19 protein-coding genes and 3 pseudogenes are annotated in these 22,003 nt (G+C 64.2%); 11 read left to right on the top strand and 11 right to left on the bottom strand.

What is annotated here, in order from left to right:
- Window positions 1–225: 225 nt before the first annotated feature.
- The 3 genes and pseudogenes from modA to modC all read left to right on the top strand — a co-directional run.
- Window positions 226–1,011, top strand: a complete 786-nt coding sequence (gene modA, locus DCG74_RS02960; protein WP_172786649.1) for a molybdate ABC transporter substrate-binding protein — start codon at window positions 226–228, stop codon at window positions 1,009–1,011.
- Between the two features lie 41 nt (window positions 1,012–1,052).
- Entirely contained in the window at window positions 1,053–1,748 is a 696-nt protein-coding gene (gene modB / locus DCG74_RS02955; protein WP_172786648.1) for a molybdate ABC transporter permease subunit, read from the top strand.
- Window positions 1,749–1,750: 2 nt separating this feature from the next.
- Window positions 1,751–2,395: pseudogene (gene modC, locus DCG74_RS02950) on the top strand (molybdenum ABC transporter ATP-binding protein); the annotation flags it as partial.
- Here the strand turns inward: modC and DCG74_RS02945 are convergent.
- Window positions 2,389–3,183: pseudogene (locus tag DCG74_RS02945) on the bottom strand (caspase domain-containing protein); the annotation flags it as partial. The pseudogenes modC and DCG74_RS02945 sit on opposite strands and share 7 nt — an antisense overlap.
- 362 nt (window positions 3,184–3,545) lie before the next feature.
- Between DCG74_RS02945 and DCG74_RS02940 the strand changes: the two are divergent.
- Window positions 3,546–4,352, top strand: coding sequence for an N-acyl homoserine lactonase family protein (locus tag DCG74_RS02940; RefSeq protein ID WP_172788228.1), 807 nt, complete (start codon window positions 3,546–3,548; stop codon window positions 4,350–4,352).
- A gap of 109 nt (window positions 4,353–4,461) precedes the next feature.
- Here DCG74_RS02940 and DCG74_RS38815 read toward each other — a convergent pair.
- The 4 genes and pseudogenes from DCG74_RS38815 to DCG74_RS02925 all read right to left on the bottom strand — a co-directional run.
- Window positions 4,462–4,539 (bottom strand): annotated as a pseudogene (locus tag DCG74_RS38815) (MarR family transcriptional regulator); the annotation flags it as partial.
- Between the two features lie 114 nt (window positions 4,540–4,653).
- Window positions 4,654–5,634, bottom strand: coding sequence for an ABC transporter substrate-binding protein (locus DCG74_RS02935; RefSeq protein ID WP_172788229.1), 981 nt, complete (start codon window positions 5,632–5,634; stop codon window positions 4,654–4,656).
- A 213-nt stretch (window positions 5,635–5,847) separates the two neighbouring features.
- The gene (locus DCG74_RS02930; RefSeq protein WP_172788314.1) at window positions 5,848–6,567 is read right to left on the bottom strand and encodes a class I SAM-dependent methyltransferase; all 720 of its coding nucleotides are present in this window, start codon (window positions 6,565–6,567) and stop codon (window positions 5,848–5,850) included.
- 89 nt (window positions 6,568–6,656) lie between these two features.
- On the bottom strand, window positions 6,657–7,199 hold the full coding sequence (locus tag DCG74_RS02925; protein ID WP_172788230.1) for a MarR family winged helix-turn-helix transcriptional regulator: 543 nt from the start codon (window positions 7,197–7,199) through the stop codon (window positions 6,657–6,659).
- Between the two features lie 109 nt (window positions 7,200–7,308).
- On the opposite strand from DCG74_RS02925, the gene DCG74_RS02920 reads away from it, so the two are divergent.
- The 5 genes from DCG74_RS02920 (at window position 7,309) to fahA (ending at window position 12,964) form a co-directional block, all read left to right on the top strand.
- Window positions 7,309–8,925, top strand: coding sequence for an FAD-dependent oxidoreductase (locus tag DCG74_RS02920; protein WP_172788231.1), 1,617 nt, complete (start codon window positions 7,309–7,311; stop codon window positions 8,923–8,925).
- Between the two features lie 8 nt (window positions 8,926–8,933).
- Entirely contained in the window at window positions 8,934–9,158 is a 225-nt protein-coding gene (locus DCG74_RS02915; RefSeq protein ID WP_025032749.1) for a DUF2783 domain-containing protein, read from the top strand.
- A gap of 18 nt (window positions 9,159–9,176) precedes the next feature.
- The gene (locus DCG74_RS02910; RefSeq protein WP_172788232.1) at window positions 9,177–10,133 is read left to right on the top strand and encodes an MBL fold metallo-hydrolase; all 957 of its coding nucleotides are present in this window, start codon (window positions 9,177–9,179) and stop codon (window positions 10,131–10,133) included.
- A 2-nt stretch (window positions 10,134–10,135) separates the two neighbouring features.
- Complete coding sequence (gene hmgA, locus DCG74_RS02905) at window positions 10,136–11,482, top strand: homogentisate 1,2-dioxygenase (RefSeq protein ID WP_172788233.1); 1,347 nt, start codon at window positions 10,136–10,138, stop codon at window positions 11,480–11,482.
- Window positions 11,483–11,692: 210 nt separating this feature from the next.
- A complete protein-coding gene (fahA, locus tag DCG74_RS02900) occupies window positions 11,693–12,964 on the top strand; it encodes a fumarylacetoacetase (protein WP_172788234.1) in 1,272 nt (423 codons plus the stop codon).
- A gap of 109 nt (window positions 12,965–13,073) precedes the next feature.
- On the opposite strand, the gene DCG74_RS02895 is transcribed toward fahA, so the two are convergent.
- Both DCG74_RS02895 and DCG74_RS02890 read right to left on the bottom strand, forming a co-directional pair.
- Window positions 13,074–13,385, bottom strand: a complete 312-nt coding sequence (locus tag DCG74_RS02895) for a DUF1272 domain-containing protein (protein ID WP_172788235.1) — start codon at window positions 13,383–13,385, stop codon at window positions 13,074–13,076.
- Window positions 13,386–13,459: 74 nt separating this feature from the next.
- On the bottom strand, window positions 13,460–13,939 hold the full coding sequence (locus DCG74_RS02890) for an Lrp/AsnC family transcriptional regulator (protein WP_036045971.1): 480 nt from the start codon (window positions 13,937–13,939) through the stop codon (window positions 13,460–13,462).
- 121 nt (window positions 13,940–14,060) lie between these two features.
- Between DCG74_RS02890 and hppD the strand changes: the two genes are divergently transcribed.
- A complete protein-coding gene (gene hppD, locus DCG74_RS02885; RefSeq protein WP_172788315.1) occupies window positions 14,061–15,179 on the top strand; it encodes a 4-hydroxyphenylpyruvate dioxygenase in 1,119 nt (372 codons plus the stop codon).
- A 135-nt stretch (window positions 15,180–15,314) separates the two neighbouring features.
- Here the strand turns inward: hppD and DCG74_RS02880 are convergent, their stop codons facing one another.
- From DCG74_RS02880 to DCG74_RS02865, 4 genes are all read right to left on the bottom strand, one after another.
- Window positions 15,315–16,421, bottom strand: coding sequence for a CaiB/BaiF CoA-transferase family protein (locus DCG74_RS02880; RefSeq protein WP_172788236.1), 1,107 nt, complete (start codon window positions 16,419–16,421; stop codon window positions 15,315–15,317).
- 425 nt (window positions 16,422–16,846) lie between these two features.
- Window positions 16,847–17,647, bottom strand: coding sequence for a xanthine dehydrogenase family protein subunit M (locus tag DCG74_RS02875; RefSeq protein ID WP_172788237.1), 801 nt, complete (start codon window positions 17,645–17,647; stop codon window positions 16,847–16,849).
- A gap of 13 nt (window positions 17,648–17,660) precedes the next feature.
- Window positions 17,661–20,003 (bottom strand): xanthine dehydrogenase family protein molybdopterin-binding subunit, encoded by a 2,343-nt coding sequence (locus DCG74_RS02870; protein ID WP_172788238.1) that lies wholly within the window; start codon window positions 20,001–20,003, stop codon window positions 17,661–17,663.
- Between the two features lie 84 nt (window positions 20,004–20,087).
- The gene (locus DCG74_RS02865; RefSeq protein ID WP_025032739.1) at window positions 20,088–20,573 is read right to left on the bottom strand and encodes a (2Fe-2S)-binding protein; all 486 of its coding nucleotides are present in this window, start codon (window positions 20,571–20,573) and stop codon (window positions 20,088–20,090) included.
- Between the two features lie 691 nt (window positions 20,574–21,264).
- On the opposite strand from DCG74_RS02865, the gene DCG74_RS02860 reads away from it, so the two are divergent.
- Window positions 21,265–21,714, top strand: a complete 450-nt coding sequence (locus DCG74_RS02860; protein ID WP_172788239.1) for a carbon monoxide dehydrogenase subunit G — start codon at window positions 21,265–21,267, stop codon at window positions 21,712–21,714.
- Window positions 21,715–22,003: the final 289 nt, after the last annotated feature.

Genomic DNA, 22,003 nt, shown 5'->3' with positions numbered 1-22,003 from the left:
AATGCACCGCCGTCGTCCCGGGGCGCGAAGCGAGCCCGGGATGACGAACTCAGTTGCCTTTGACGTGGCGCCGCGGCCTGCTATGTTTGCACTGCGATATCCCCGCCGGCCGTAAGCCGTCGCAAGGGACCGTGGAACAGCGCTTCCGCCCGTCGCATCTGCCCGACCCAACGCCAGATTTTGCGCGTGCACCTTGCGCGCGCGAGCTCGCACGGAGCGCATCCCATGTTTCGTCTCTCAGGACTTTTCGCCGCCTTCGTCATTCTCGCCGGCACGGCCCTCGCGCCCGCCGCGGCCGAGGACAAGACCATCGCGGTGTTCGCTGCCGCCTCGATGAAGAATGCGCTGGACGAGATCGACGCCGCCTACACCGCCAAGACCGGCGTCAAGTTCAGCGTCAGCTACGCCGCAAGCTCGGTGCTGGCCAAGCAGATCGAGCAGGGTGCGCCGGCCGACGTGTTCGTTTCCGCGGACACCGACTGGATGGACTACGCGATCTCCAAGAAGACCATCAACGAGCCGACACGCGTCAACCTGCTCGGCAACAGCATCGTGCTGATCGCGCCGAAGGATTCCAAGATCGACAGCGTGACGATCGCGCAAGGCTTCGATCTGGCCAAGCTCGCCGGCGACGGCAGGATCGCGACCGGCGACGTCAGGTCGGTACCGGCAGGGAAATATGCCAAGGCGGCGCTGGAAAAGCTCGGGGCCTGGCAGGCCGTAGAGTCGAAATTCGCCATGGCCGAGAGCGTGCGCACGGCGCTGACGCTGGTCGCCCGCGGCGAGGCCGTGCTCGGCATCGTCTATTCCACCGACGCCAAGGTCGAGCCGGGCGTGAAGATCGTCGGCACCTTCCCGGCGGATTCGCATCCTGCGATCATCTATCCGGTCGCGGCAACCAGCACCGCCAAGCCGGAGACGAACGACTATCTCGCCTTTCTGCGCTCGACGGCGGCCAAGACCATTTTGGAAAAATACGGCTTCAAGTTCCTGATCAGCCCAACGACCTGATTCTTGCAAACCTGATTTCTGCGACCCGATATGACGACTTGATGTTCGAGATCTCTGCCGCCGAATGGACGGCGATCCTGCTTTCGCTTAGGGTCGCCGTCATCGCCACGCTGGTCGCGACGCCGTTCGGCATCGCGCTGGCGTGGCTGCTCGCGCGACGTGACTTCTGGGGCAAGTCGATACTGGACGCCTTGGTGCACCTGCCGCTGGTGCTGCCGCCTGTGGTCACCGGCTATCTGCTGCTGCTCAGCTTCGGCCGCAAAGGTCTCATTGGCGGCTTTCTTGCCGACCATCTCGGCATCGTCTTCGCGTTCCGCTGGACCGGTGCTGCGCTCGCCTGCGGCGTGATGGCGTTTCCGCTTCTCGTCCGCCCGATGCGGCTGTCGATCGAGGCGATCGATCGCCGGCTCGAGCAGGCCGCCGAGACGCTCGGCGCAGCCCCGTGGAAAGTGTTCTTCACGGTGACGCTGCCGCTGGCGCTGCCGGGCGTGCTCGCCGGCATGGTGCTGGGCTTTGCCAAGGCGATCGGCGAGTTCGGCGCCACCATTACCTTCGTCTCCAACATTCCCGGCGAGACCCAGACGATTTCGTCGGCGATCTATTCGCTGATCCAGACGCCGGACGGCGATGCCGCTGCGGGAAGGCTCGTGATCGTCTCGATCGTGCTCGCGATCGGCGCGCTGATCGCGGCCGAGTGGTTCGCCCGCCGCGCCACGCAGCGGCTGCACGGGAATTGACCATGCTGCGCGTCGACGTCGAAAAACAGCTCGGCGAATTCTCGCTTCACGCATCCTTCAGCAGCGAGGGGCGCGTCATCGGGCTGTTCGGCGCCTCGGGTGCCGGCAAGAGCTCGCTGGTCAACATGATCGCCGGGCTGCTGCGGCCCGACCGCGGCACCATCGCGATCGACGGCGAGACCGTCGATGACACCGCGGCGGGCATTCACGTGCCCACTTACCGCCGCCGCATCGGCTACGTGTTCCAGGATGCGCGGCTGTTTCCGCATCTGAGCGTGGCGCAGAACCTCGACTACGGGCGGCGGATGAACGGACTTGCGCCCGATCCGGCGCAGCACAAGCGCATCATCGAGTTGCTCGACATCGGCGCGCTCAGGGATCGCCGTCCCGGGAAGCTGTCCGGCGGTGAGCGCCAGCGCGTCGCGCTCGGCCGCGCGCTGCTGTCGAAGCCGCGCCTCCTGCTGCTCGACGAGCCGCTCGGCGCGCTCGACGAGGGCCGCAAGCTCGAGATCCTGCCCTATCTCGTGCGGCTGCGCGACGAGGCCAATGTGCCCATGGTCTATGTCAGCCATGACGTCGCCGAGCTGCGCCAGCTCGCGACGCAGATCGTGATGCTGAAGCAGGGGCGGGTCACGTCATTGGGCGGCGGCGGCGGCGGCGGCGTTGCCGGACGCGAACCGCCGGCGCCCGGAATGAACGAAAAATCTTCGGCCAGTGACGAGGAAATCCACGGCACCTGCTCGCCGCGCGAGGCGCGGGTGACGCCCATCTTGGTGCGGTTCAGCGTCTCCTCGGCCATCAGGTCGGGGACGCGGATTTCCTTCAGCAGTTCCTGGACGAACAGGCTGCGGTCGCCGCCGGCGTCCGAGACCACCGAGGCCAGCGCCGCCGAGTACATCACTAACGTGCCGTTCGGTGCGATCACGGGGGTCAGGCCGGCCGAGAAGCTGCGGAACCGGCGCTCGAACGGGTTGCGCCTGGACGCGTCGATCAGCGCGATCTTGACGCCGGCGCCGCGGGTGTTGAGCTCGCCGAGGACGGTCTCGAGGCTGAAGCCGTCGCGGCGCACGTCGGACTCGGTCCAGATCTGCGCATCCACCGGCAGCAGATAGCTCTGGCGCGCGGACTGGATGCCGAAACCCGAGAAGAACACCAGCGCGACCGAGCCCGGCTTGATCTTGCCGTAGAGCTTGTCGAAGGCGCGGCGCATGGCGTCGCCGGTCAGGTTCTCGCCGAGCTCGACCGAAAAGCCGTCGCGCTTGAGCTCGTCGGCGACGGCGCGCGCATCGTTGATCGGTTCCTTCAGCGGGGCATCCGCGTCCGGATATTTGGCGTTGCCAATGACAAGCGCGAAACGGTCACCGGCCGCAAGCGAGGGGGCAGTCGGGACGAGCGAGATGAGCAAGGACAGGAGAACAAAGAAGCGAATTTTCATAATCAGCGCGGTCCAGCCAAAAAGGCGCCGTTCCAGCTTGCGCCGCGGCGACCTTAACTTACGCTTACCCCATTATCAAACCGGGGACGGGGGGCGTCAACCACTTGGAGATTCGACCTTAATCCGACGATTGACCGCAACGGACGGGCGTGCCGCGAGCGAAAATAGACGGGTTGTCATGACAGTCCTCGGTATCTCGATGCGATCGGCGGACGTTAAGACAACCATGGCGATGAAGACGTGATCGATCTCACATTGCAGGCCCGCCTCCGCCGCAACGCCCCGCGTTTGACCTTTCCTGCCGGCGATGGCTTGGTGGGCGCGATCGCTCCAGAAGATCCAACGCGAAAAAAGCAACACCCATGGGAAACGTCTACGAGATCTACGCCCTGCGCTATGCGACGATGTCGCCGCGCACCCCCCACATGAACTTCCTCGCGCCCGACCCGCATGACAGCGCGGCGCAGGACCTCGATTATTTCGTCTGGCTGATTCGGGGCCACGGCCGCGACATTCTGGTCGATACCGGCTTCAACGCCGAGGAGGCGAGCGCGCGGGCGCGCAAGCTCACGCTCAATCCGGTCGATGCGCTGGAGCGTTTCGGCGTCGCGGCGTCAGCCATTCGTGACGTCATCGTGACGCATCTGCATTACGACCACGCCGGCAATCTCGACCGCTTTCCCAATGCGCGCTTCCATCTGCAGGAGCGCGAGATGGCCTACGCGACCGGGCGCTGCATGTGCAACGGTATGCTGCGCCACCCGTTCTCGGTCGAGCATGTCACGCTGATGGTGCGCCACGTCTATGGCGAGCGCGTCACCTTCTATTCCGGCGACGGCGAGGTCGCTCCCGGCGTGACCGTGCACCGCGTCGGCGGCCATTCCGACGGCTTGCAGGTGGTGAGGGTCGACACCGCGCGCGGCCCCGTGGTGCTCGCCTCCGATGCCGCGCATTACTACGCCAATCTGCAGCGCAGGAGCCCGTTCCCGATCGTCTACAATGTCGGCGACATGGCGCAAGGCTGGGAAACGATCGAGCGCCTCGCCGGCCATCCCGATCGCTACATCCCCGGTCATGATCCGATCGTGACCGAGATCTACCCGCGCGCCAGCGACAAGGTCGACGCCTGGGCGCTGCACCTGCCGCCGTCGCGGTCGTTTGCGAGGTGACGGCGAAGCCGTCATTCCGGGGCGCGCGGAGCGCGAACCCGGAATCCAGAAGTTGTAGCGCGAGATTCCGGGTTCGCCGCTTTGCGGCGCCCCGGAATGCCAAATTGGGCTAATACGCCTGCTTCGCATCCGCCTCTTCGCGGGTCTGGATCAGGTCGAGGCTCGCTTCGATCTTGCCGGGCAGCGCCGCGAGCACTCTTTTGGCTCGGGTCAGGCGGGCCTTATGTCCGCTATGCTCCCGAATGCAGCCGAAAAGAACATCGTCGGAGGTCTGAGTCGGGCCAATTCCGGAAGTAGCATCTTATTCGATCACTTCGTCCGCACGAGCGAGCAGCAATGGCGAAACGGTGAGGCCAAGTGTCTTGGCGGTCTTCAGATTGATCACCAGTTCGTAGCGTGTCGGCTGCAGGACGGGCATTTCGGCCGGATTTGAGCCTTTCAGGATTTGTCCGACGTAGTCGCCTGCTTGTCTGTACATCCAACTGATGCTCGGACCATAGCTCAGAAGGCCACCCGCAGCAGCGATCTGTTGCACAAAGCCTATGGCCAGCACGTTGTGCCGTAGTGCGAAGGAAGCAATCTGCTCGCGCCGATCCAGCAGGATCGGATCACTCGCGGTAATCAATGCTTCGGCCTTGGCACTCAGCAACTGTTCGAGTGCGGCTTCCATTTCGCTCGCGTTTCTCGCATTGAACGTGATGGTCTGCAGGCTCAGCTTCCTCGCCCCTGCTTCGGCATCAGCTTCTTCGGTTTTGGCGTTTGGGTTCGTGGGGTTCATCAGCAGTGCGATGCGGGAAATATCCGGGGCAATTTCATGGAGCAATTCAACTCGCTTTGCGCCGAGTACGTTCGGATTAAAAAGGATTCCAGTGACGTGCCTGCCGGGGCGGTTTATGCTTTCGACGAGTCCATGGCGGACTGGGTCTCCGCCGATAGTAAACACCACTGGCACCGTGTTGCTCGCAAGCTGCGCCGCCCGAGCAGAGGCGACATCTCCTGTGGCAGCAATCGCGACGACGCCCATAGCGACAAGTTCGGCCGCAAGGCGGGGTAACACGCTGTAGTCACCCCGAGCCCAGCGTTCCTCGATACGGACGTTGCGCCCCGCAACAAAGCCAGCTTTTGCCAGACCTTCTTGAAAAGAGTCGGCATTGAAGCGATAGGTCTCGGGCGATGCGCTATTCAGGAAGCCAACCAATGGCATCTGGCGCTGCGCCATCGCGGCAAATGGCAACCCGACCGCTGCACCGCCGACGATGCTGATGAATTCACGTCGTTTCATCTGCGCTTCCTCCGGCGATGAATTCCCGACGTCGCATGTGCCGCTCCCTGCAAGAGACCACACCTACGGAAGGCGACCTTAGCACTTTCTTGAAGGAAGGAGAGTGGAAGGACTGCTTTGGGTCAAAAGCGCCCGGTTTGAGTCTCAGCCGGCGACTTCCGGTCTGCCCCTTGCTTCGGACACGTTCAGCCTCTGAGATCGGGGGGCGTGGTGTCAACGAGCGCCGGCAGGATTCCTACAAGCAACGATATCGTGGGGAGATTTTCGAGCCGCTACCTCCGGCGGAGAGAATACCGCCAAATATCCTCCGTCACCTGCTAGCTTATATGTGGCGACCTCGCGATAACCGACGGCGGTCACTTCGCAGCGCAAGAGCTCAATTGGCGTGCCATGCTTCGACGTCGGAAGCTCGAGATCGACAATTCCGACCCGCGCACCCTGCTTCAAGGCGGGTGCGAGGTTGTAGAGGAAGGCATAGGGTTGGGCTATCTCGTGATACATGTGAACGAGGATTGCGGCATCCAGCGAGGAAGCGGGCAGACGCGGGTCGTGGGGTTCGCCGAGCGCGAATTGCACGTTCGTCAACTTCAGAAGTTCTGTTCGCCTGGCGAGTTCGATGAGGTAATCCCGCGTGACGTCCTGGGCAACGACAGAGCCAGCGGGTCCGACGAGGTGCGAGAGCCGGACCGTGTGGTAGCCACTGCCTGCTCCAATGTCGCCGACTGTCATGCCTGGTTTCAGTTCAAGAACACGCGCGATTTGGCCGGCCTCATTGAGGGCGTCGCGGCGCTCTTCGGCGGCGCGGCGTGGGCTGACGATCCGTGCAACAGGGCGTCGCGGTGAGGGAAACTCGTTTGCCGCGACTCCGGGGGGAGCCAGATAACCTATGTCAGCGGCGTATGCGCGAGTTGCGATAAGCGCCACAAGTAGCATCGCTATATACGTCGCTGCCGTCACGGTCCTACCAAGCTTTCTCAACCGGACTCCCAAAAGCTGACGTCTGCGCCTTATGGGTGGGCGCCCTAATACGCCTGCTTGGCGTCGGCCTCTTCGCTGGTCTGGATCAAATCGAGGCTCTGCTCGATCTTGCCGAGCAGGGCCGAGAGCTGCTTGCGCTCCTGCGCTGAGAGGCAGGCGAGGATCTCGTCCTCTCGCCGCAGCAATTGCGGGAACAGCTCCTCGTAGAGCGCCCGGCCCTTTTTCGTCAGTTGCAGGCGGAATTCGCGGCGGTCGGCTGCGTTCTCGACCCGCTCGATCAGGCCGTCGTTGAGCAGCGTCGTCACCGCGCGGCTTATGGTGGATTTATGCGTGCGGGTGCACTGCGCGATGTACTGCGCGCTGCAGGCATCAACGCGGAAGCCGAGCGTGGCGATCACGCGCCAGGCCGGAATGTCGAGGCCGTGGCGTTCCTGATATTCGACCGACAGCGCGGAACTGACCTCCGCCGCGAGCCGGTTGAGGCGGAACGGCACGAACTTGAACAAATCGAGCCGCGGCTTGGGCCGCGTTGAAGCCTCGTCGGCCGCGCGCGCTTTGAGCGCGATGTCGCTGGATGTCCTCGCCAAGGAAGCGCTCCGAATTCCAGTTGACGGCCGGCCGGCTCCGGTCCAAAATAGTTGCACGTGAGACTATCTAGCAGATCGATCCTGTCCTGACCAGAGCCGAGGTTCGTGTATGGCGCCGGCCAATACCCCTCACGCCAAGACCCAGTTCGGCTACCGCCGTCACCCCGATCAGGACCGCCCTGGCTGGAGCCCCGCGGAGCATCCGGTCGTGATCGTCGGCGCGGGCCCGGTCGGCTTGTCGCTGGCGATCGATCTCGCCCAGCGCGGTCAGCGCGCCGTGCTGTTGGATGATGCCGACCGCATCGGCGAGGGCTCGCGCGCGATCTGTTTCTCGAAACGCTCGCTGGAATATTGGGACCGGCTCGGCGTCGGCGACCGCATGGTCGAGAAGGGCGTGGTGTGGAGTGTGGGGCGGATCTTCCACGGCGAGTCGCAACTCTATCAGTTCAACCTGTTGCCGGAAGACGGGCACAAGCGGCCGGCCTTCATCAATCTCCAGCAATATTACGCCGAGGCTTATCTGGTCGATCGCATCAACGATCTGCCTGATATCGACCTGCGCTGGCGCAACAAGGTGACGGCGCTCGAGCAGCGCAACGATTCCGTGGCGCTGACGATCGAGACGCCGGAGGGCGCCTATCGCCTGCATGCGCAATATGTCATCGCCTGCGACGGCGCGCGCTCCTCGCTGCGGCAGATGGTCGGTGCGGAATTCGCCGGTCAGGTGTTCGAGGACCAGTTCCTGATCGCCGACGTCAAGATGACGGCGGAATTCCCGACCGAGCGCTGGTTCTGGTTCGATCCGCCGTTCCATGCCGGGCGTTCGGCGCTGCTGCACCGGCAGCCCGACGATGTCTGGCGCATCGACCTCCAGCTCAACCGCTATGCAGATCCGGTTCTCGAGAAGAAGCCGGAAAACGTGCGGCCGCGGATCGCCCGCATGCTCGGCCACGACAAGTTCGAGTTCGAGTGGATCTCGCTCTACAAATTCCAATGCCGGCGGATGGACCGCTTCATCCATGGCCGCGTGGTCTTCGCCGGCGATTCGGCGCACCAGGTCTCGCCCTTCGGCGCGCGCGGCGCCAATTCCGGACTGGAGGACGCCGAGAACCTGTCCTGGAAGCTCGACCGCGTGCTGCGCGGCAAATCGCCCGCGAGCCTGCTGGAGAGCTACCATCTCGAGCGCAGCATGGCGGCTGACGAGAACATCCGCGAATCCACCCGTTCGACCGACTTCATGGCGCCGAACTCGCACCAGGAGGCGCGGCTGCGCAAGGCGGTGCTGGCGCTGGCCAAGGAGACCGAGTTCGGCAAGCGCATGGTCAATGGCGGCCGGCTCTCGGTGCCGTGCAGCTACGACACGCCGTTGTCGTCGCCAGACGCCGATGCCTGGGCCGGTGGGCCTCGGCCCGGCTGTTCCATGCTCGATGCGCCCGTTGCCCAGCGAGGCTATCTGACCGATGCCTTCCGCAAGGGCGGAACAGACTTCACCTTGCTGTCGTTCAGCAATGGCGTTGGGTTTGATGCGCCCGATAGCGTGAAGAACATTCGCATCGGCGGAGAGGAAGGACTGGGCGATCCCTCCGGCCTCGTCGCCAGGCGCTACGATGCGGGACCGGGCGCAGCCTATCTGCTCAGGCCTGATGGCTACGTGGCGGCGCGCTTCCGCCATCCGACGCGCGAGGCGATCGCGGCGGCATTGTCTCGGGCTGAAGGGCTGAATTGAGGTTTCGCATGCCGCTGTCCACCAGCTCGAACTTCGCACGCCCCGACGATGCGTTCCGCGCCATCGTCGAGGCGCATCGCGGGCTCACCGAGGAGCAGAGCGCCGATTTCGACGCGGCGCTGGTGCTGATCCTCGCCAACCATATCGGCGACATCGACGTGCTGCGCGAGGCGATCGGACTGGCCAAGCGCCGCATGATCGATGGTCAGCAGCAACAACAGCAACAACAATAGACTTGTAAGGATGAATTGATGGCGAAGAACTTCGCATCCACCGGCGATCTCTCCGAGAAAAAGATCACCTTCTCCGAGATCGGCACCGATCTCTATGCCTTCACCGCCGAGGGCGATCCCAACACGGCCGTGATCGTCGGCGACGATGGCTGCCTCGTCTTCGACGCCCAGGCAACGCCGGCCATGGCGAACAAGGTGATCGAGCGTGTACGCACGGTTACCGACAAGCCGATCAAATACGTCGTGCTGTCGCACTATCACGCCGTGCGCGTGTTAGGGGCCTCCGCCTATCACGCGCAAGGCATCGTCGCCTCGCAGGAGACTTATCGGCTGATCGCCGAGCGCGGCAAGCAGGATTGGGATTCCGAATACGGCCGCTTCCCGCGCCTGTTCCAGGATGCGCAGAGCATTCCCGGCCTGACCTGGCCGACGCTGACCTTCGAGGGCGAGATGTCGATTTACCTCGGCAAGCGCGAGGTGCGGCTGATGCAGCTCGGCGCCGGCCACACCTCGGGCGACATCGTCGCCTGGGTGCCGGATGCCGAGGTCATGTTCTCCGGCGACCTCATCGAATATCACTCGGCCTGCTATTGCGGCGATGCGCATTTGCGCGAATGGCCGATGACGCTGAACGAGATCCGCAACTTCAATCCGAAGGCGATCGCGCCGGGCCGCGGCGATGCGCTGAAGGGCACCGCCACGGTGCGCGAGGCCATCGCCATGACGCGCGACTTCGTCACCTCGCTCTATGGCGCGGCCGAAATCTCGGTCGCCAAGGGCCGCACGCTGAAGGAATCGATGGCGGCGACGCGCGAGGTGATGGATCCGAAATTCCACAGCTTCGCCATCTACGAGCACTGCCTGCCGTTCAACGTGTCGCGCGCTTACGACGAAGCGTCCGGAATCGACGACCCCGTGATCTGGACTGACAAGCGCGACCAGGAAATGTGGGCGGCCTTGCAAGGAGGAGGATAGTCATGAACATCAATACCTCGCCTGACCAGATCATCCGCAGCTCGGCCCAGGTCACGCCGGGCTACATGTCCGGCTTCGGCAACTCTTTCGAGACCGAGGCGCTGCCGGGCGCGCTGCCGATCGGGCGCAACTCGCCGCAGCGCTGCGCCTATGGGCTCTATGCCGAACAACTGTCCGGCTCGCCCTTCACCGCGCCGCGCGGCACCAATGAGCGCTCCTGGCTCTACCGCATCCGCCCCTCGGTGAAGCATTCCGGCCGCTTCGAGAAGGTCGATGCCGGCCTGTGGCGTTCGGCGCCGTGCCATGAATACGACCTGCCGATCGCTCAGCTGCGCTGGGATCCGACGCCGCTGCCCAAGGAGGAGGTCACCTTCGTCCAGGGCATGCAGACCATGACGACGGCAGGCGACGTCAACACCCAGGCCGGCATGGCCGCGCATGTCTACCTCATCACCAAGTCGATGGTGGACCAGCATTTCTACGATGCCGACGGCGAGCTGATGTTCGTGCTGCAGCAGGGCAATCTTCGCCTCGTCACCGAGTTCGGGCGCATCGATGCCGAGCCCGGCGAGATCGTGGTGATCCCGCGCGGCGTCAAATTCCGCGTCGAGATACCGAACGGCCCGGCGCGCGGCTATCTCTGCGAAAATTACGGCGGCGCCTTCACGCTGCCCGAGCGCGGTCCGATCGGCGCCAATTGCCTCGCCAATGCGCGCGACTTCCTGACGCCTGTCGCAAACTATGAGGACAAGGACACGCCGACCGAGCTCTACGTGAAATGGGGCGGCTCGCTGTTCAAGACGACATTGCCGCATTCGCCGATCGACGTCGTCGCCTGGCACGGCAATTACGCGCCGTACAAATACGATCTGCGCACCTTCTCTCCCGTCGGAGCGATCGGCTTCGACCATCCCGATCCCTCGATCTTCACGGTGCTGACCTCGCCGTCGGAGACGGCGGGCACCGCGAACATCGACTTCGTCATTTTCCCCGAGCGCTGGATGGTCGCCGAAAACACCTTCCGGCCGCCCTGGTATCACATGAACATCATGAGCGAGTTCATGGGCCTAATCTACGGCGTCTACGACGCCAAGCCGCAGGGCTTCGTGCCGGGTGGCATCTCCTTGCACAATTGCATGCTGCCGCACGGCCCGGATCGCGATGCCTTCGAGCACGCCAGTAATGGCGAATTGAAGCCGGTGAAGCTGACCGGCACCATGGCCTTCATGTTCGAGACCCGCTACCCGCAGCGCGTCACCGCACACGCCGCGAAGTCCTCGACGCTCCAGGACGATTACGCCGATTGCTGGAACGGCTTGGAAAAGCGCTTCGATCCGAGCAAGCCGTAGTATCGCTTACCCTCCCCTGGAGGGGGAGGGTCGCTACGCATGCAGCGAAGCGGAATGCGTAGCGGGGTGGGGTGACGGTCTCTCCGCAAGGAAAACTGCCCGTGTCGAGAGATCACCCCACCCCGTCTCATATTTCGCTGCGCTCAATATGAACCGACCCTCCCCCTCCAGGGGAGGGTGACACCGTCACCGCTGTGCCACGGGAAACCCATGCCCCATCCCAACGACCCCAGCCTCCGCTCCTTCATCGCCGTCGATCCCGCCTCGGACTTCCCGATCCAGAACCTGCCTTACGGCGTGTTCTCGACTGCGGCAAACCCGACGCCACGCGTCGGCGTCGCAATCGGCGATTACGTGCTCGATCTCTGGGAGCTCGAGCAGGATTCCCGGCTCGACGTCGGCGCGCTCGGCGTGTTCTCGGGCCCCTCGCTCAATCCCTTCATGGCGCTGGGGCCGAAGGTCTGGACCAAGACCCGCGCACGCATCAGCGAGCTCTTGCGCGCCGATCATCCGGAGCTGCGCGACAACGAGGAGCTGCGCAAGCAGGCCCTGGTGCCGATGCGCGAGGCCCGACTGCACCTTCCGTTCGCCGTCGCCGGCTACACCGATTTCTATTCGTCCAAGGAGCACGCCACCAATGTCGGCGTGATGTTCCGCGGCAAGGACAATGCGCTGCAGCCGAACTGGCTGCACATGCCGATCGCCTATAACGGCCGCGCCTCCACCGTCGTGGTCTCCGGCACCAGGGTGAAGCGGCCGCGCGGGCAGCTGAAGCCGCCGAATGTCGAGTTGCCGAGCTTTGCGCCGTGCAAGCGGCTCGATTTCGAGCTGGAGATGGGCGTCGTCATCGGCCAGCCGTCGCCGATGGGCGGCATGCTCACCGAGACCCAGGCCGAGGAGATGATCTTCGGCTTCGTGCTGCTCAACGACTGGAGCGCGCGCGACATCCAGCAATGGGAATATGTGCCGCTCGGGCCGTTCCTGGCCAAGGCGTTCGCGACCTCGATCAGTCCCTGGGTGGTGACGCGCGAGGCGCTGGAGCCGTTCCGCCTGAACGGGCCGGAGCAGCAGCCGGTGCCGCTCGATTATCTCAAGCAGACCAGGCCGCAGAACTACGATGTCGAGCTCGACGTGTCCTTGCGCGCTGCCGGCATCAATGCGCCGGCCAGCATCAGCCGCACCAATTTCAAATACATGTACTGGTCCTCGGTGCAGCAGCTGATGCACCACGCCTCCTCGGGCTGCGCCATGAATGTCGGCGATCTCCTAGGGAGCGGCACCATCTCCGGGCCGGAGAAGAACCAGCGCGGCAGCCTGCTCGAGATTTCTTGGAACGGCACCGAGCCGGTCGAGCTGCCCGGCGGCGCCAGGCGCGCGTTCCTGGAGGACGGCGACAGCCTCGTCATGCGCGGCTGGTGCCAGGGCAACGGCTATCGCGTCGGGTTCGGCGAGGTCGAGGGGACGATTTTGGCGGCGGAGTGAGCCGCGCGTTCGGGCTTCGTAGGGTGGGTTAGCGTTAGCGTAACCCACCTCTTTGGCGTCCGCGGCAGCAGAAGTGGTGGGTTACGCTGCGCTAACCCACCCTACGAGTTCACCGCCTCTCCGGCGGCACGTCGCGCACCCGCGCGCAATGTGCCGCGACATCCTCCACGCTGTACTTCAAATGCACCCGTTTGTCGGACGGCACCTGCTTGGCCGTGCACACGCCCGGCCGCCATTCCTGCGCCGGCCTGATCGGGCGCGGGGCAAAGCCGCCGCCGCAATTCGGGCAGACATTGAACAGCTTGGTCTCGACGCAGTCCGCACAAAACGTGCATTCATAGGAGCAGATCCGCGCATTGGTCGCGTTCGGCGGCAGATCGCAATCGCAATATTCGCAGTTCGGTCGCAGCTGGAGCGCCATGTTGTATCTCCGCATATGGAGCTGCGATCATCGCAGATCGTGCGCTGCGCGCGAATGCCGCAGTTCCCTCGATTTCAGCCGGGCTTGATCTCCTTGAGCGGCAGCTTCGAGCTTTCCTTCAGCCGGTCCAGCACGATCGAGGAGCGCACATGCGCCACGCTCTGGTGCGGCATCAGCACGTCGTTGACGAGGTTGGAGAGACCCTTGAGATCGCGCAGCACAGCCTTGAGCACGTAGTCGGCGTCGCCCGTCAGCGAATACGCCTCCTGGATCTCGTCGATCCGGTTCACCAGCGCGCGGAAGCGCTTTGAGTTGTCCGGCGAGTGTGTCGCGAGCCCGACCTGGATGAAGGCGATCACGCCGAAGCCCAGTGCCTCGCTGGAGAGGTCGGCGTGATAGCCCGCGATCACCTTCTCCTCCTCCAGCCGCATCCGCCGCCGCGAGCATTGCGAGGCGGAGAGGCCCGCGAGCTCGGCCAGCTCCTGGTTGGTGAGGCGGCCGTCGTCCTGGAGCGCGCCTAAAATCTTGAGGTCGAAGGCATCTACGGAAATCATGCGCGTTTTGTCCATTTGATGCACGGATCGTGCATATTATAGCCAATTGGTGCCCCGTTTGCACGCTCCTTGCGCGCCCCATGAAGGATAGTTCGTGCCAGCAGCCATTTGGGAGAACACCATGGGTCCGTTTCCGCACGATGCACCGCCGGCCACAATTAGTGCCGACAATCCGATGGGCACCGACGGCTTCGAGTTCGTCGAATATGCGCACCCTCATCCGGAAGAGCTGCACGCTTTGTTCAAGCTGATGGGCTATGCGCCTGTCGCGCGCCACAAGACCAAGAAGATCACGGTCTATCGCCAGGGCGACATCAATTATCTCGTCAACGAGGAACCCGGCACCCACGGCACTGAGTTCGTCGCCGCGCACGGCCCCTGCGCGCCGTCGATGGCGTTTCGCGTCGTCGATGCCAAGGCGGCCTATGACCGCGCGATCGCGCTCGGCGCCGAGCGCGCCGATGTGTCGTCTGCGCAGAAGACGCTCGATGTCCCCGCGATCAAGGGCATCGGCGGCAGCCTGCTCTATCTGGTCGATCGTTACGGTGCCAAGGGCTCGGCCTATGATGCCGAATTCGAATGGCTCGGCGCGCGCGATCCCAAGCCGGTTGGCGCCGGCCTGTTCTATCTCGACCACCTCACCCACAACGTCCATCGCGGCCGCATGAATGTCTGGGCCGGCTTCTACGAGAAGCTGTTCAACTTCCGCCAGATCCGCTTCTTCGACATCGAGGGCCGCGCCTCCGGCCTGTTCTCGCGCGCGCTGACCAGCCCGGACGGCAAGATCCGCATTCCGATCAACGAGGACGCCGGCGATTCCGGCCAGATCGAGGAATATCTGCAGACCTATCGCGGCGAAGGCATCCAGCACATCGCCTGCGGCTGCCGCGACATCCACCGCACCATCGAGGACTTGCGCGAGGCCGGCCTGCCCTTCATGCCCTCGCCGCCCAACACCTATTTCGAGAAGATCGACGCGCGCCTGGCGGGGCATGGCGAGGATGTCGCGCGGCTCAAGAAGAACGGAATCCTGATCGACGGCGAGGGCGTGGTCGATGGCGGCCAGACCAAGGTGCTGCTGCAGATCTTCTCGGCCAACGCGATCGGCCCGATCTTCTTCGAGTTCATCCAGCGCAAGGGCGACGATGGATTCGGCGAGGGCAATTTCAAGGCCCTGTTCGAATCGATCGAGGAGGACCAGATCCGGCGCGGTGTGTTGAAGGTTGGGAACGCGGCGTAGGTCGCTGCCGCCACGCACACTGCCGTAGGGTGGGCAAAGCGAAGCGTGCCCACGTACCTGCCGAACTGATGCGAAGACGTGGGCACGGCGCTTCGCGCCTTTGCCCACCCTACGCGACCTTTGCCGGCGCTAGATCTATCGCGTCCACGCCTTCATCACCGCCCCGATCTCCGCCGCCTCCGGCTCGCGCGCGGCCGACGGCGTCCGCGAGAATCGCGGCGCGGGCGCCGGCTGCTTCACGCCGTGGCGCTCGATGAAGACGTTGCGGGCGACCATGTGCGGATGCTGTGTCGCCTCCGACATGGTCAGCACCGGAGCGAAGCAGATGTCCGAGCCTTCCATGATCTTGCACCAATCCTCGCGCGTCTTGCTCTTGAACACGGCCTTCAGCTTCTCCTTCAGCGCCGGCCAGGCCTTGCGATCCATCTGCGCGTCGAAATCGGCGTCGGTGAGGCCGGCGTGCTCGCGCAGCAGCGCGTAGAATTGCGGCTCGATCGACCCGATCGAAACGAAGTGCCCGCAGGCGCATTCGTAGACGCCGTAGAAATGCGCGCCGCCGTCGAGGAAGTTCTGGTTACGCGCCTCGGTCCAGCGTCCCATCGTGGTCATGTCGAAGAAGAACGACATCAGCGAGGCCGCGCCGTCGCACATCGCGGCGTCGACCACCTGGCCCTTGCCGGACCTCGAGGCTTCCAGCAGTGCTGCGAGCACGCCGACGACGAGATAGAGCGCACCGCCGCCGAAATCACCGACCAGGTTGAGCGGCGGCACCGGCGCTTCCTTCGTGCCGATCGCGGCGAGCGCGCCGGTGATGGAGATGTAGTTGATGTCATGGCCGGCGGCATTCGCAAGCGGGCCTTCCTGGCCCCAGCCGGTCATGCGGCCGTAGACGAGCTTCGGATTGCGCGCGAGCACGACATCCGGCCCGAGGCCGAGCCGCTCCATCACGCCGGGGCGAAAGCCTTCGACCAGCGCGTCTGCGCTCGCGAGCAGATCCAGCACTTGCACGATCGCGGCCTTGTCCTTGAGATCGAGCTCGATCACCTTGCGGCCGCGCCCCGCCACCGACTTCATGCTCTTCTTCGCGCCGACGCGGTCGAGCGTGACGACGTCGGCGCCCATGTCGGCCAGCATCATGCAAGCGAACGGGCCGGGCCCGATGCCGGCGAATTCGACGATGCGGAAGCCCGAGAGCGGGCCGGAAGTGCGGACGGAGGAGGTGGGGGCTGGTTTGTCGAGCACGTTGTTGTTTCCTCGGGTCGCGGGCGCATGCGCCTGATGCGGCAATCGCCTCTGACGTTTCTTCTGTTGAGCGAGTTAATCGGCCGATTAACTTTTCCCGCCTTCACGCCGACGAGGCAAGCGGTTTTCATGCCGCACGGCCAAAATAAAACGGCGCGCACCGAAGTGCGCGCCGCGGAAAATTTGCGTGGAGACGCTGTCTTAACCTCTCCCCGCTCTGCGCGGGGAGAGGTCGGAATTCGCGCGCCGCGCGAATTCCGGGTGAGGGGCATGGCAATCAGCCGACCGCGATCAAAGATCTCTCCTGCACCTGATCGCATGCAAGATGCATCGAATAAGCGGAGGCAGCCCCTCACCCCACCCTCTCCCCGTAAGAACGGGGAGAGGGAGTGAGAGAACTTGCCTTGTCGTCTAAATTGCGATCGTCAGCGCGCAGTGGCGACCGCGCGTTGCGCCATCACCTTGATCAGATTGGCGCGATACTCTGCCGTGCCGTGGATGTCGGCCAGCAATCCGTTCGCCGAGATGCTGACGCCGTCGATCGCCGACGGCGACCAGTTCGCCTTCAGCGCCGCTTCGATCGCCGGCACCCGCATCACACCGGTTTGCGAGGCGCCGGTGGCGGCCACCCGAACCTCGCCTGACTTGGTCTGCGCCACGAACACGCCGGTCAGCGCGAAGCGCGACGCCGGATGCCGCATCTTCTCGTAACCTGCCTTCGCCGGCACGGGGAACGACACGGCGGTGATGATCTCGCCGTCTTCCAGCGCCGTCGTGAACAGGCCCTGGAAGAAATCATCGGCCGCAATCGACCGCTTGTTGGTCTTCACGGTGGCGCCGAGTGCGAGCAGCGCGGCCGGGAAATCCGCGGCCGGATCATTGTTGGCGATCGAGCCGCCGATCGTGCCGCGATACCGCACGGCGGGATCGCCGAGCACCGAGGTGAGATAGGCAATCGCGGGGATCGCCTTCTTCACATCGCCATTCGTCATAATGTCGTAATAGGTCGTGGCGGCCTTGATGGTCAGCGTGTCGCCCGACAGCTCGACACCCTGCAGCTCCTTGATCTTGCCGAGATCGATGACGTCGGAGGGGCTAGCAAGGCGCTGCTTCATGACCGGAAGCAGCGTCTGGCCGCCGGCGAGGAACTTCGACTCGCTGCCCTTGGCGAACAGGCTGGCGGCTTCGTCGACCGAGGAAGCGCGATGATAGGTCGTCTGGTACATCTTCGGTCCTCCCTTAAGCCGCGTGGATCGTGCGCCACACCCGGTCGGGGGTTGCGGGCATTTCCAGGTTGTTCTTGCCGATCGCATCCGTGATCGCGTTGATCACGGCCGCCGATGCGCCGATCGCGCCGGCCTCACCGCACCCCTTGATGCCGAGCGGATTGCCCGGGCACAGCGTCGTGGTGTGGGACAGGTTGAACGACGGCACGTCGTCGGCGCGCGGCATGGCGTAATCCATGAACGAGGCCGTGACCGGCTGGCCGTTGGCATCATAGATAGCATGCTCGAGCAACGCCTGCCCGATGCCCTGCACGAGGCCGCCATGGACCTGGCCTTCGACGATCATTGGATTGATCAGCCGGCCGAAATCGTCGGCCGCGACGAAGTTGACGAAGGAGGTCTTGCCGGTGCCGGGATCGACCTCGAGCTCGCAGATATAGGCGCCGGCCGGGAAGGTGAAGTTGGTCGGATCGTAGAAGGCGCTCTCCTTCAGGCCCGGCTCCATCCCGTCAGGCAGATTGTGCGCCGTATAGGCCGCGAGCGCGACCATCGGCAGGGCAATCGCCTTGTCGGTGCCTGTTACCTTGAACTCGCCGTTCTCGATGACGATGTCGGCTTCCGACGCTTCCAGCGCGTGCGCCGCGATCTTCTTGGCCTTGGATTCCATCTTCTCCATCGCCTTCAGGATCGCGGTGAGGCCCACGGCCGCCGAGCGCGAGCCGTAGGTGCCCATGCCGAACTGCACCTTGTCGGTGTCGCCATGAACGATCGAGACCTGGCTGATCGGAACGCCCAGGCGCTCCGCGACGAGCTGGCAGAAGGTGGTCTCGTGGCCCTGACCGTGGCTGTGCGAGCCGGTGAGGATCTCGATGGTGCCGACCGGATTGACGCGCACCTCGGCCGATTCCCATAGGCCCACGCCGGCGCCCAGGCTGCCGACCGCCTTCGACGGCGCGATGCCGCAGGCCTCGATGTAGCAGGACACGCCGATGCCGCGCAGCTTGCCGTCCGCCTTCGCCTTGGCCTTGCGCGCAGGGAAGCCGGCATAGTCGATCGCCTTCATCGCCGCATCGAGGGAAGCGTTAAAGTCGCCGGTGTCGTAGGCCATGATGACAGGCGTCTGGTGCGGGAACTGGGTGATGAAGTTGGTCCGCCGCAACTGGGCCGGATCGACGTTCAGCTGCCGCGCCGCCGTCTCCATCAGTCGTTCGATCAGATAGCTCGCCTCGGGCCGGCCCGCGCCGCGATAGGCGTCGACCGGTGTGGTGTTGGTGTAGACCCCGATCACCTCGGCGTGGATCGCCGGGATGTTGTACTGGCCCGACAGCAGCGTCGCGTAGAGATAGGTCGGCACCGAGGACGAGAACAGCGACATGTAGGCGCCGAAATTGGCGTAGGTCTTCACCTTGAGGCCGACGATCTTGTTGTTGGCGTCGAAGGCCATCTCGGCATGGGTGATGTGATCGCGGCCATGCGCGTCGGTGAGGAAGGCTTCGGTGCGGTCGCCGGTCCACTTGACGGGACGGCCGACCTTCTTCGAGGCCCATAGCGCCACCATTTCCTCGGGATAGATGAAGATCTTGGAGCCGAAGCCGCCGCCGACGTCGGGCGCGATCACGCGCAGCTTGTGCTCGGGGGCGATGTTGTAGAACGCCGAGAGCACGAGACGCGCGACGTGCGGGTTCTGCGACGTCGTATAGAGGGTGAAGTGCTCCTCGGCGGTGTCGTAATCGGCGATCGCCGCGCGCGGCTCCATCGCATTCGGCGCGAGCCGGTTGTTGGTCACGTCGAGCTTCACCACATTGGCGGCTTTCGAGAAGGCGGCATTCACCGCGCCCTCGTCGCCGATCACCCAGTCATAGACCTGGTTGCCGGGCGCCTCGGGATGAAGCTGCGGCGCGCCGGACTTGATGGCGGCGTGCATGTCGGCGACCGCGGGAAGCTCCTCGTAATCGACCACGACGGCTTCCGCCGCGTCGCGCGCGAGATTCTTGCTGTCGGCGATCACGACCGCAACCGCCTGTCCGACGAAGCGCACCGTCTCCGGCGCCATCGCCGGCCATGCGCCCATTTTCATCGGGCTGCCGTCCTTGGAGGTGATGGCCCAGCCGCAGATGAGATTGCCGACCTTGTCGTCGACCAGCTGCTGTCCGGTGAGCACTGCGACCACGCCCGGCATCTTCAGCGCCGCGGACGAGTCGATCTTCTTGACCTTCGCGTGCGCGTGCGGGCTGCGGATGAAATAGGCATGGGTCATGCCCGTCAACTTGATGTCGTCGACGTAACGGCCCTTGCCGGTAATGAAACGCTTGTCTTCCTTGCGCACCACGCGTGCGCCGATGCCTTCAACACCCATGTCTGGTCCTCCCGACCGGAAATTTCCTTGACCGCGCTGTCCATCGACAGCTGCGACGGTGGTACTTGTTTCGAGGCGCGCCGGTTACTCGGCCGCCTGCGAGACCTTCATGCGGCCGGCCGCATCCAGCACGGCCTTGACGATGTTGTGATAGCCGGTGCAGCGGCAGATATTGCCTTCGAGCTCGGTGCGGACGGTCGCCTCGTCGAGCTGTCCACCATGGCGCTGCACGATGTCGATCGCCGACATAATCATGCCCGGCGTGCAATAGCCGCACTGCAGGCCGTGATTGTCGCGGAAGGCGGCCTGCATCGGGTGCAGCTCGTCGCCCTTGGCGATGCCCTCGATCGTGGTGACGTTGGCGCCGTCGGCCTGCCCTGCCAGCATGGTGCAGGATTTCACCGCACGGCCGTCCATGTGCACGACGCAAGCGCCGCACTGGCTGGTGTCGCACCCGACATGGGTGCCGGTCAGGTTGAGGTGATCGCGCAGGAGCTGGACCAGCAGCGTGCGGTCCTCGACATCGACAGCAACGGCCTTGCCGTTGACCGTCAGTTTGACTGTAGACACTTGAAGTCCTCCCAAAGTGATTTTGATTGGTTCTAATTAGAGACAGCGCGAACGAAACTTTGCAACTGGGTTTTTGCTGACCGCGGTCATGGAAGGGTCATCGTGGTGACGGTCGCCGATGTGCGATTCGGCCACGATGTCTCGTGCCGCCGCCGTCACGTGCTGCGACGTTGCGAAAGACACGCGGAAAGTCGCAGCTAGCCTCTGCGATGGCGTGCTCGGCTGCCACCATAATAGGCGCGTGACCTGGTCGCGCGTGCCGTGGTCATCCTAGCCCCTTGCCCCTGGACTTCGGCCCGGTCGTGCGTCCTTCCTCCCTCGGGTGCCTTGCTCGTTGCGCGAATAGGAGCATGCGCCCCCGCCTTTGTAATCGCGATCTTGGTAGTAGGACGTCACGGCTTAAGTCTTTGATTTTGCTTATGGCAGTGCAGCGAAGTGCCGCCGTCAAGCCGCGTCGGCCAGTACAGCCCACTCCGTCATTCCGGGGCCCGAGCGGAGCGAGGGAGCCCGGAATCCATCGGGCCGCAGAGTCCGCGCGGAAATGGATTCCGGGTTCGCGCCAAGAGGCGCGCCCCGGAATGACAACGAGTGAATGGTCCGAAAAAGCAGCACTAGTACTTCCTGGCGATTGAATGCGGCCGCGCGCCCTCCTAGTGGAGCCGTACAAGCAACGGCAACAAGGGTGGAAGCGATGCAGATGAACGACAGTCAGCGGATCCCGGCGTCGAAGGCCACGGTGTGGGCTGCGCTCAACGATCCCGAAATTCTCAGGCGCTGCATTCCCGGCTGCCAATCGCTCGAGATGGCATCGCCGACCGAGATGACGGCGACCGTGGTGCTGAAGGTCGGCCCGGTCAAGGCGACGTTCAGCGGCAAGGTGACGCTGACCGACATCGATGCGCCCAATGGCTACCGCATCGTCGGTGAGGGCGCCGGCGGCGTCGCCGGCTTTGCCAAGGGCGGCGCGAAGGTCAGGCTGGAAGAAGAATCGCCTGACGTCACCATCCTGCACTACGAGGCTGACGCGCAGATCGGCGGCAAGCTCGCACAGCTCGGCTCGCGCCTGATCGACTCGACGTCGCGAAAACTCGCCGCGAATTTCTTCGAAAGTTTTGCAGGCGTGGTAGCGCCATCATCGTAACCCAGGGGCGGCAGGGCTGTCGGATCCGAGTTTTTTTCCTGCAGCCATCCTTCGAGACGCCCGCTTTGGGCGGGCTCCTCAGGATGAGGGCGGAGTGCGCGGCAGCAGGTTCAACAAGCGCCGATGCTGATTAGCCTCATCCTGAGGAGGCGCGTAAGCGCCGTCTCGAAGAGACGAGGCGTGCGCGCAGGCCAGCGCCACAAGGATATGCGATACACCGCGATGCGCGGAGAGAATCGGATTGCGGCGCGATGTTGCCCACATCCGATGGCGCATTTCGAGCTGCAAA

Source organism: Bradyrhizobium sp. WBAH42 (assembly GCF_024585265.1).
Lineage (GTDB): Bacteria > Pseudomonadota > Alphaproteobacteria > Rhizobiales > Xanthobacteraceae > Bradyrhizobium.
The sequence above is the reverse complement of the archived record's forward strand: the minus strand, read 5'-3'. Positions and strand labels throughout refer to the sequence as shown.

Bases quoted from the DNA above. Each gene is read 5' to 3' on its own strand.
- modA (WP_172786649.1), top strand. From the start codon at position 226: ATGTTTCGTCTCTCAGGACTTTTCGCCGCCTTCGTCATTCTCGCCGGC.
- modB (WP_172786648.1), top strand. From the start codon at position 1,053: ATGTTCGAGATCTCTGCCGCCGAATGGACGGCGATCCTGCTTTCGCTT.
- DCG74_RS02930 (WP_172788314.1), bottom strand. From the start codon at position 6,567: ATGCTACTTGTGGCGCTTATCGCAACTCGCGCATACGCCGCTGACATA.
- DCG74_RS02935 (WP_172788229.1), bottom strand. From the start codon at position 5,634: ATGAAACGACGTGAATTCATCAGCATCGTCGGCGGTGCAGCGGTCGGG.
- DCG74_RS02910 (WP_172788232.1), top strand. From the start codon at position 9,177: ATGGCGAAGAACTTCGCATCCACCGGCGATCTCTCCGAGAAAAAGATC.
- hmgA (WP_172788233.1), top strand. From the start codon at position 10,136: ATGAACATCAATACCTCGCCTGACCAGATCATCCGCAGCTCGGCCCAG.
- DCG74_RS02895 (WP_172788235.1), bottom strand. From the start codon at position 13,385: ATGGCGCTCCAGCTGCGACCGAACTGCGAATATTGCGATTGCGATCTG.
- DCG74_RS02920 (WP_172788231.1), top strand. From the start codon at position 7,309: ATGGCGCCGGCCAATACCCCTCACGCCAAGACCCAGTTCGGCTACCGC.
- DCG74_RS02860 (WP_172788239.1), top strand. From the start codon at position 21,265: ATGCAGATGAACGACAGTCAGCGGATCCCGGCGTCGAAGGCCACGGTG.
- DCG74_RS02870 (WP_172788238.1), bottom strand. From the start codon at position 20,003: ATGGGTGTTGAAGGCATCGGCGCACGCGTGGTGCGCAAGGAAGACAAG.
- DCG74_RS02940 (WP_172788228.1), top strand. From the start codon at position 3,546: ATGGGAAACGTCTACGAGATCTACGCCCTGCGCTATGCGACGATGTCG.
- DCG74_RS02915 (WP_025032749.1), top strand. From the start codon at position 8,934: ATGCCGCTGTCCACCAGCTCGAACTTCGCACGCCCCGACGATGCGTTC.
- hppD (WP_172788315.1), top strand. From the start codon at position 14,061: ATGGGTCCGTTTCCGCACGATGCACCGCCGGCCACAATTAGTGCCGAC.
- DCG74_RS02890 (WP_036045971.1), bottom strand. From the start codon at position 13,939: ATGATTTCCGTAGATGCCTTCGACCTCAAGATTTTAGGCGCGCTCCAG.
- DCG74_RS02875 (WP_172788237.1), bottom strand. From the start codon at position 17,647: ATGTACCAGACGACCTATCATCGCGCTTCCTCGGTCGACGAAGCCGCC.
- fahA (WP_172788234.1), top strand. From the start codon at position 11,693: ATGCCCCATCCCAACGACCCCAGCCTCCGCTCCTTCATCGCCGTCGAT.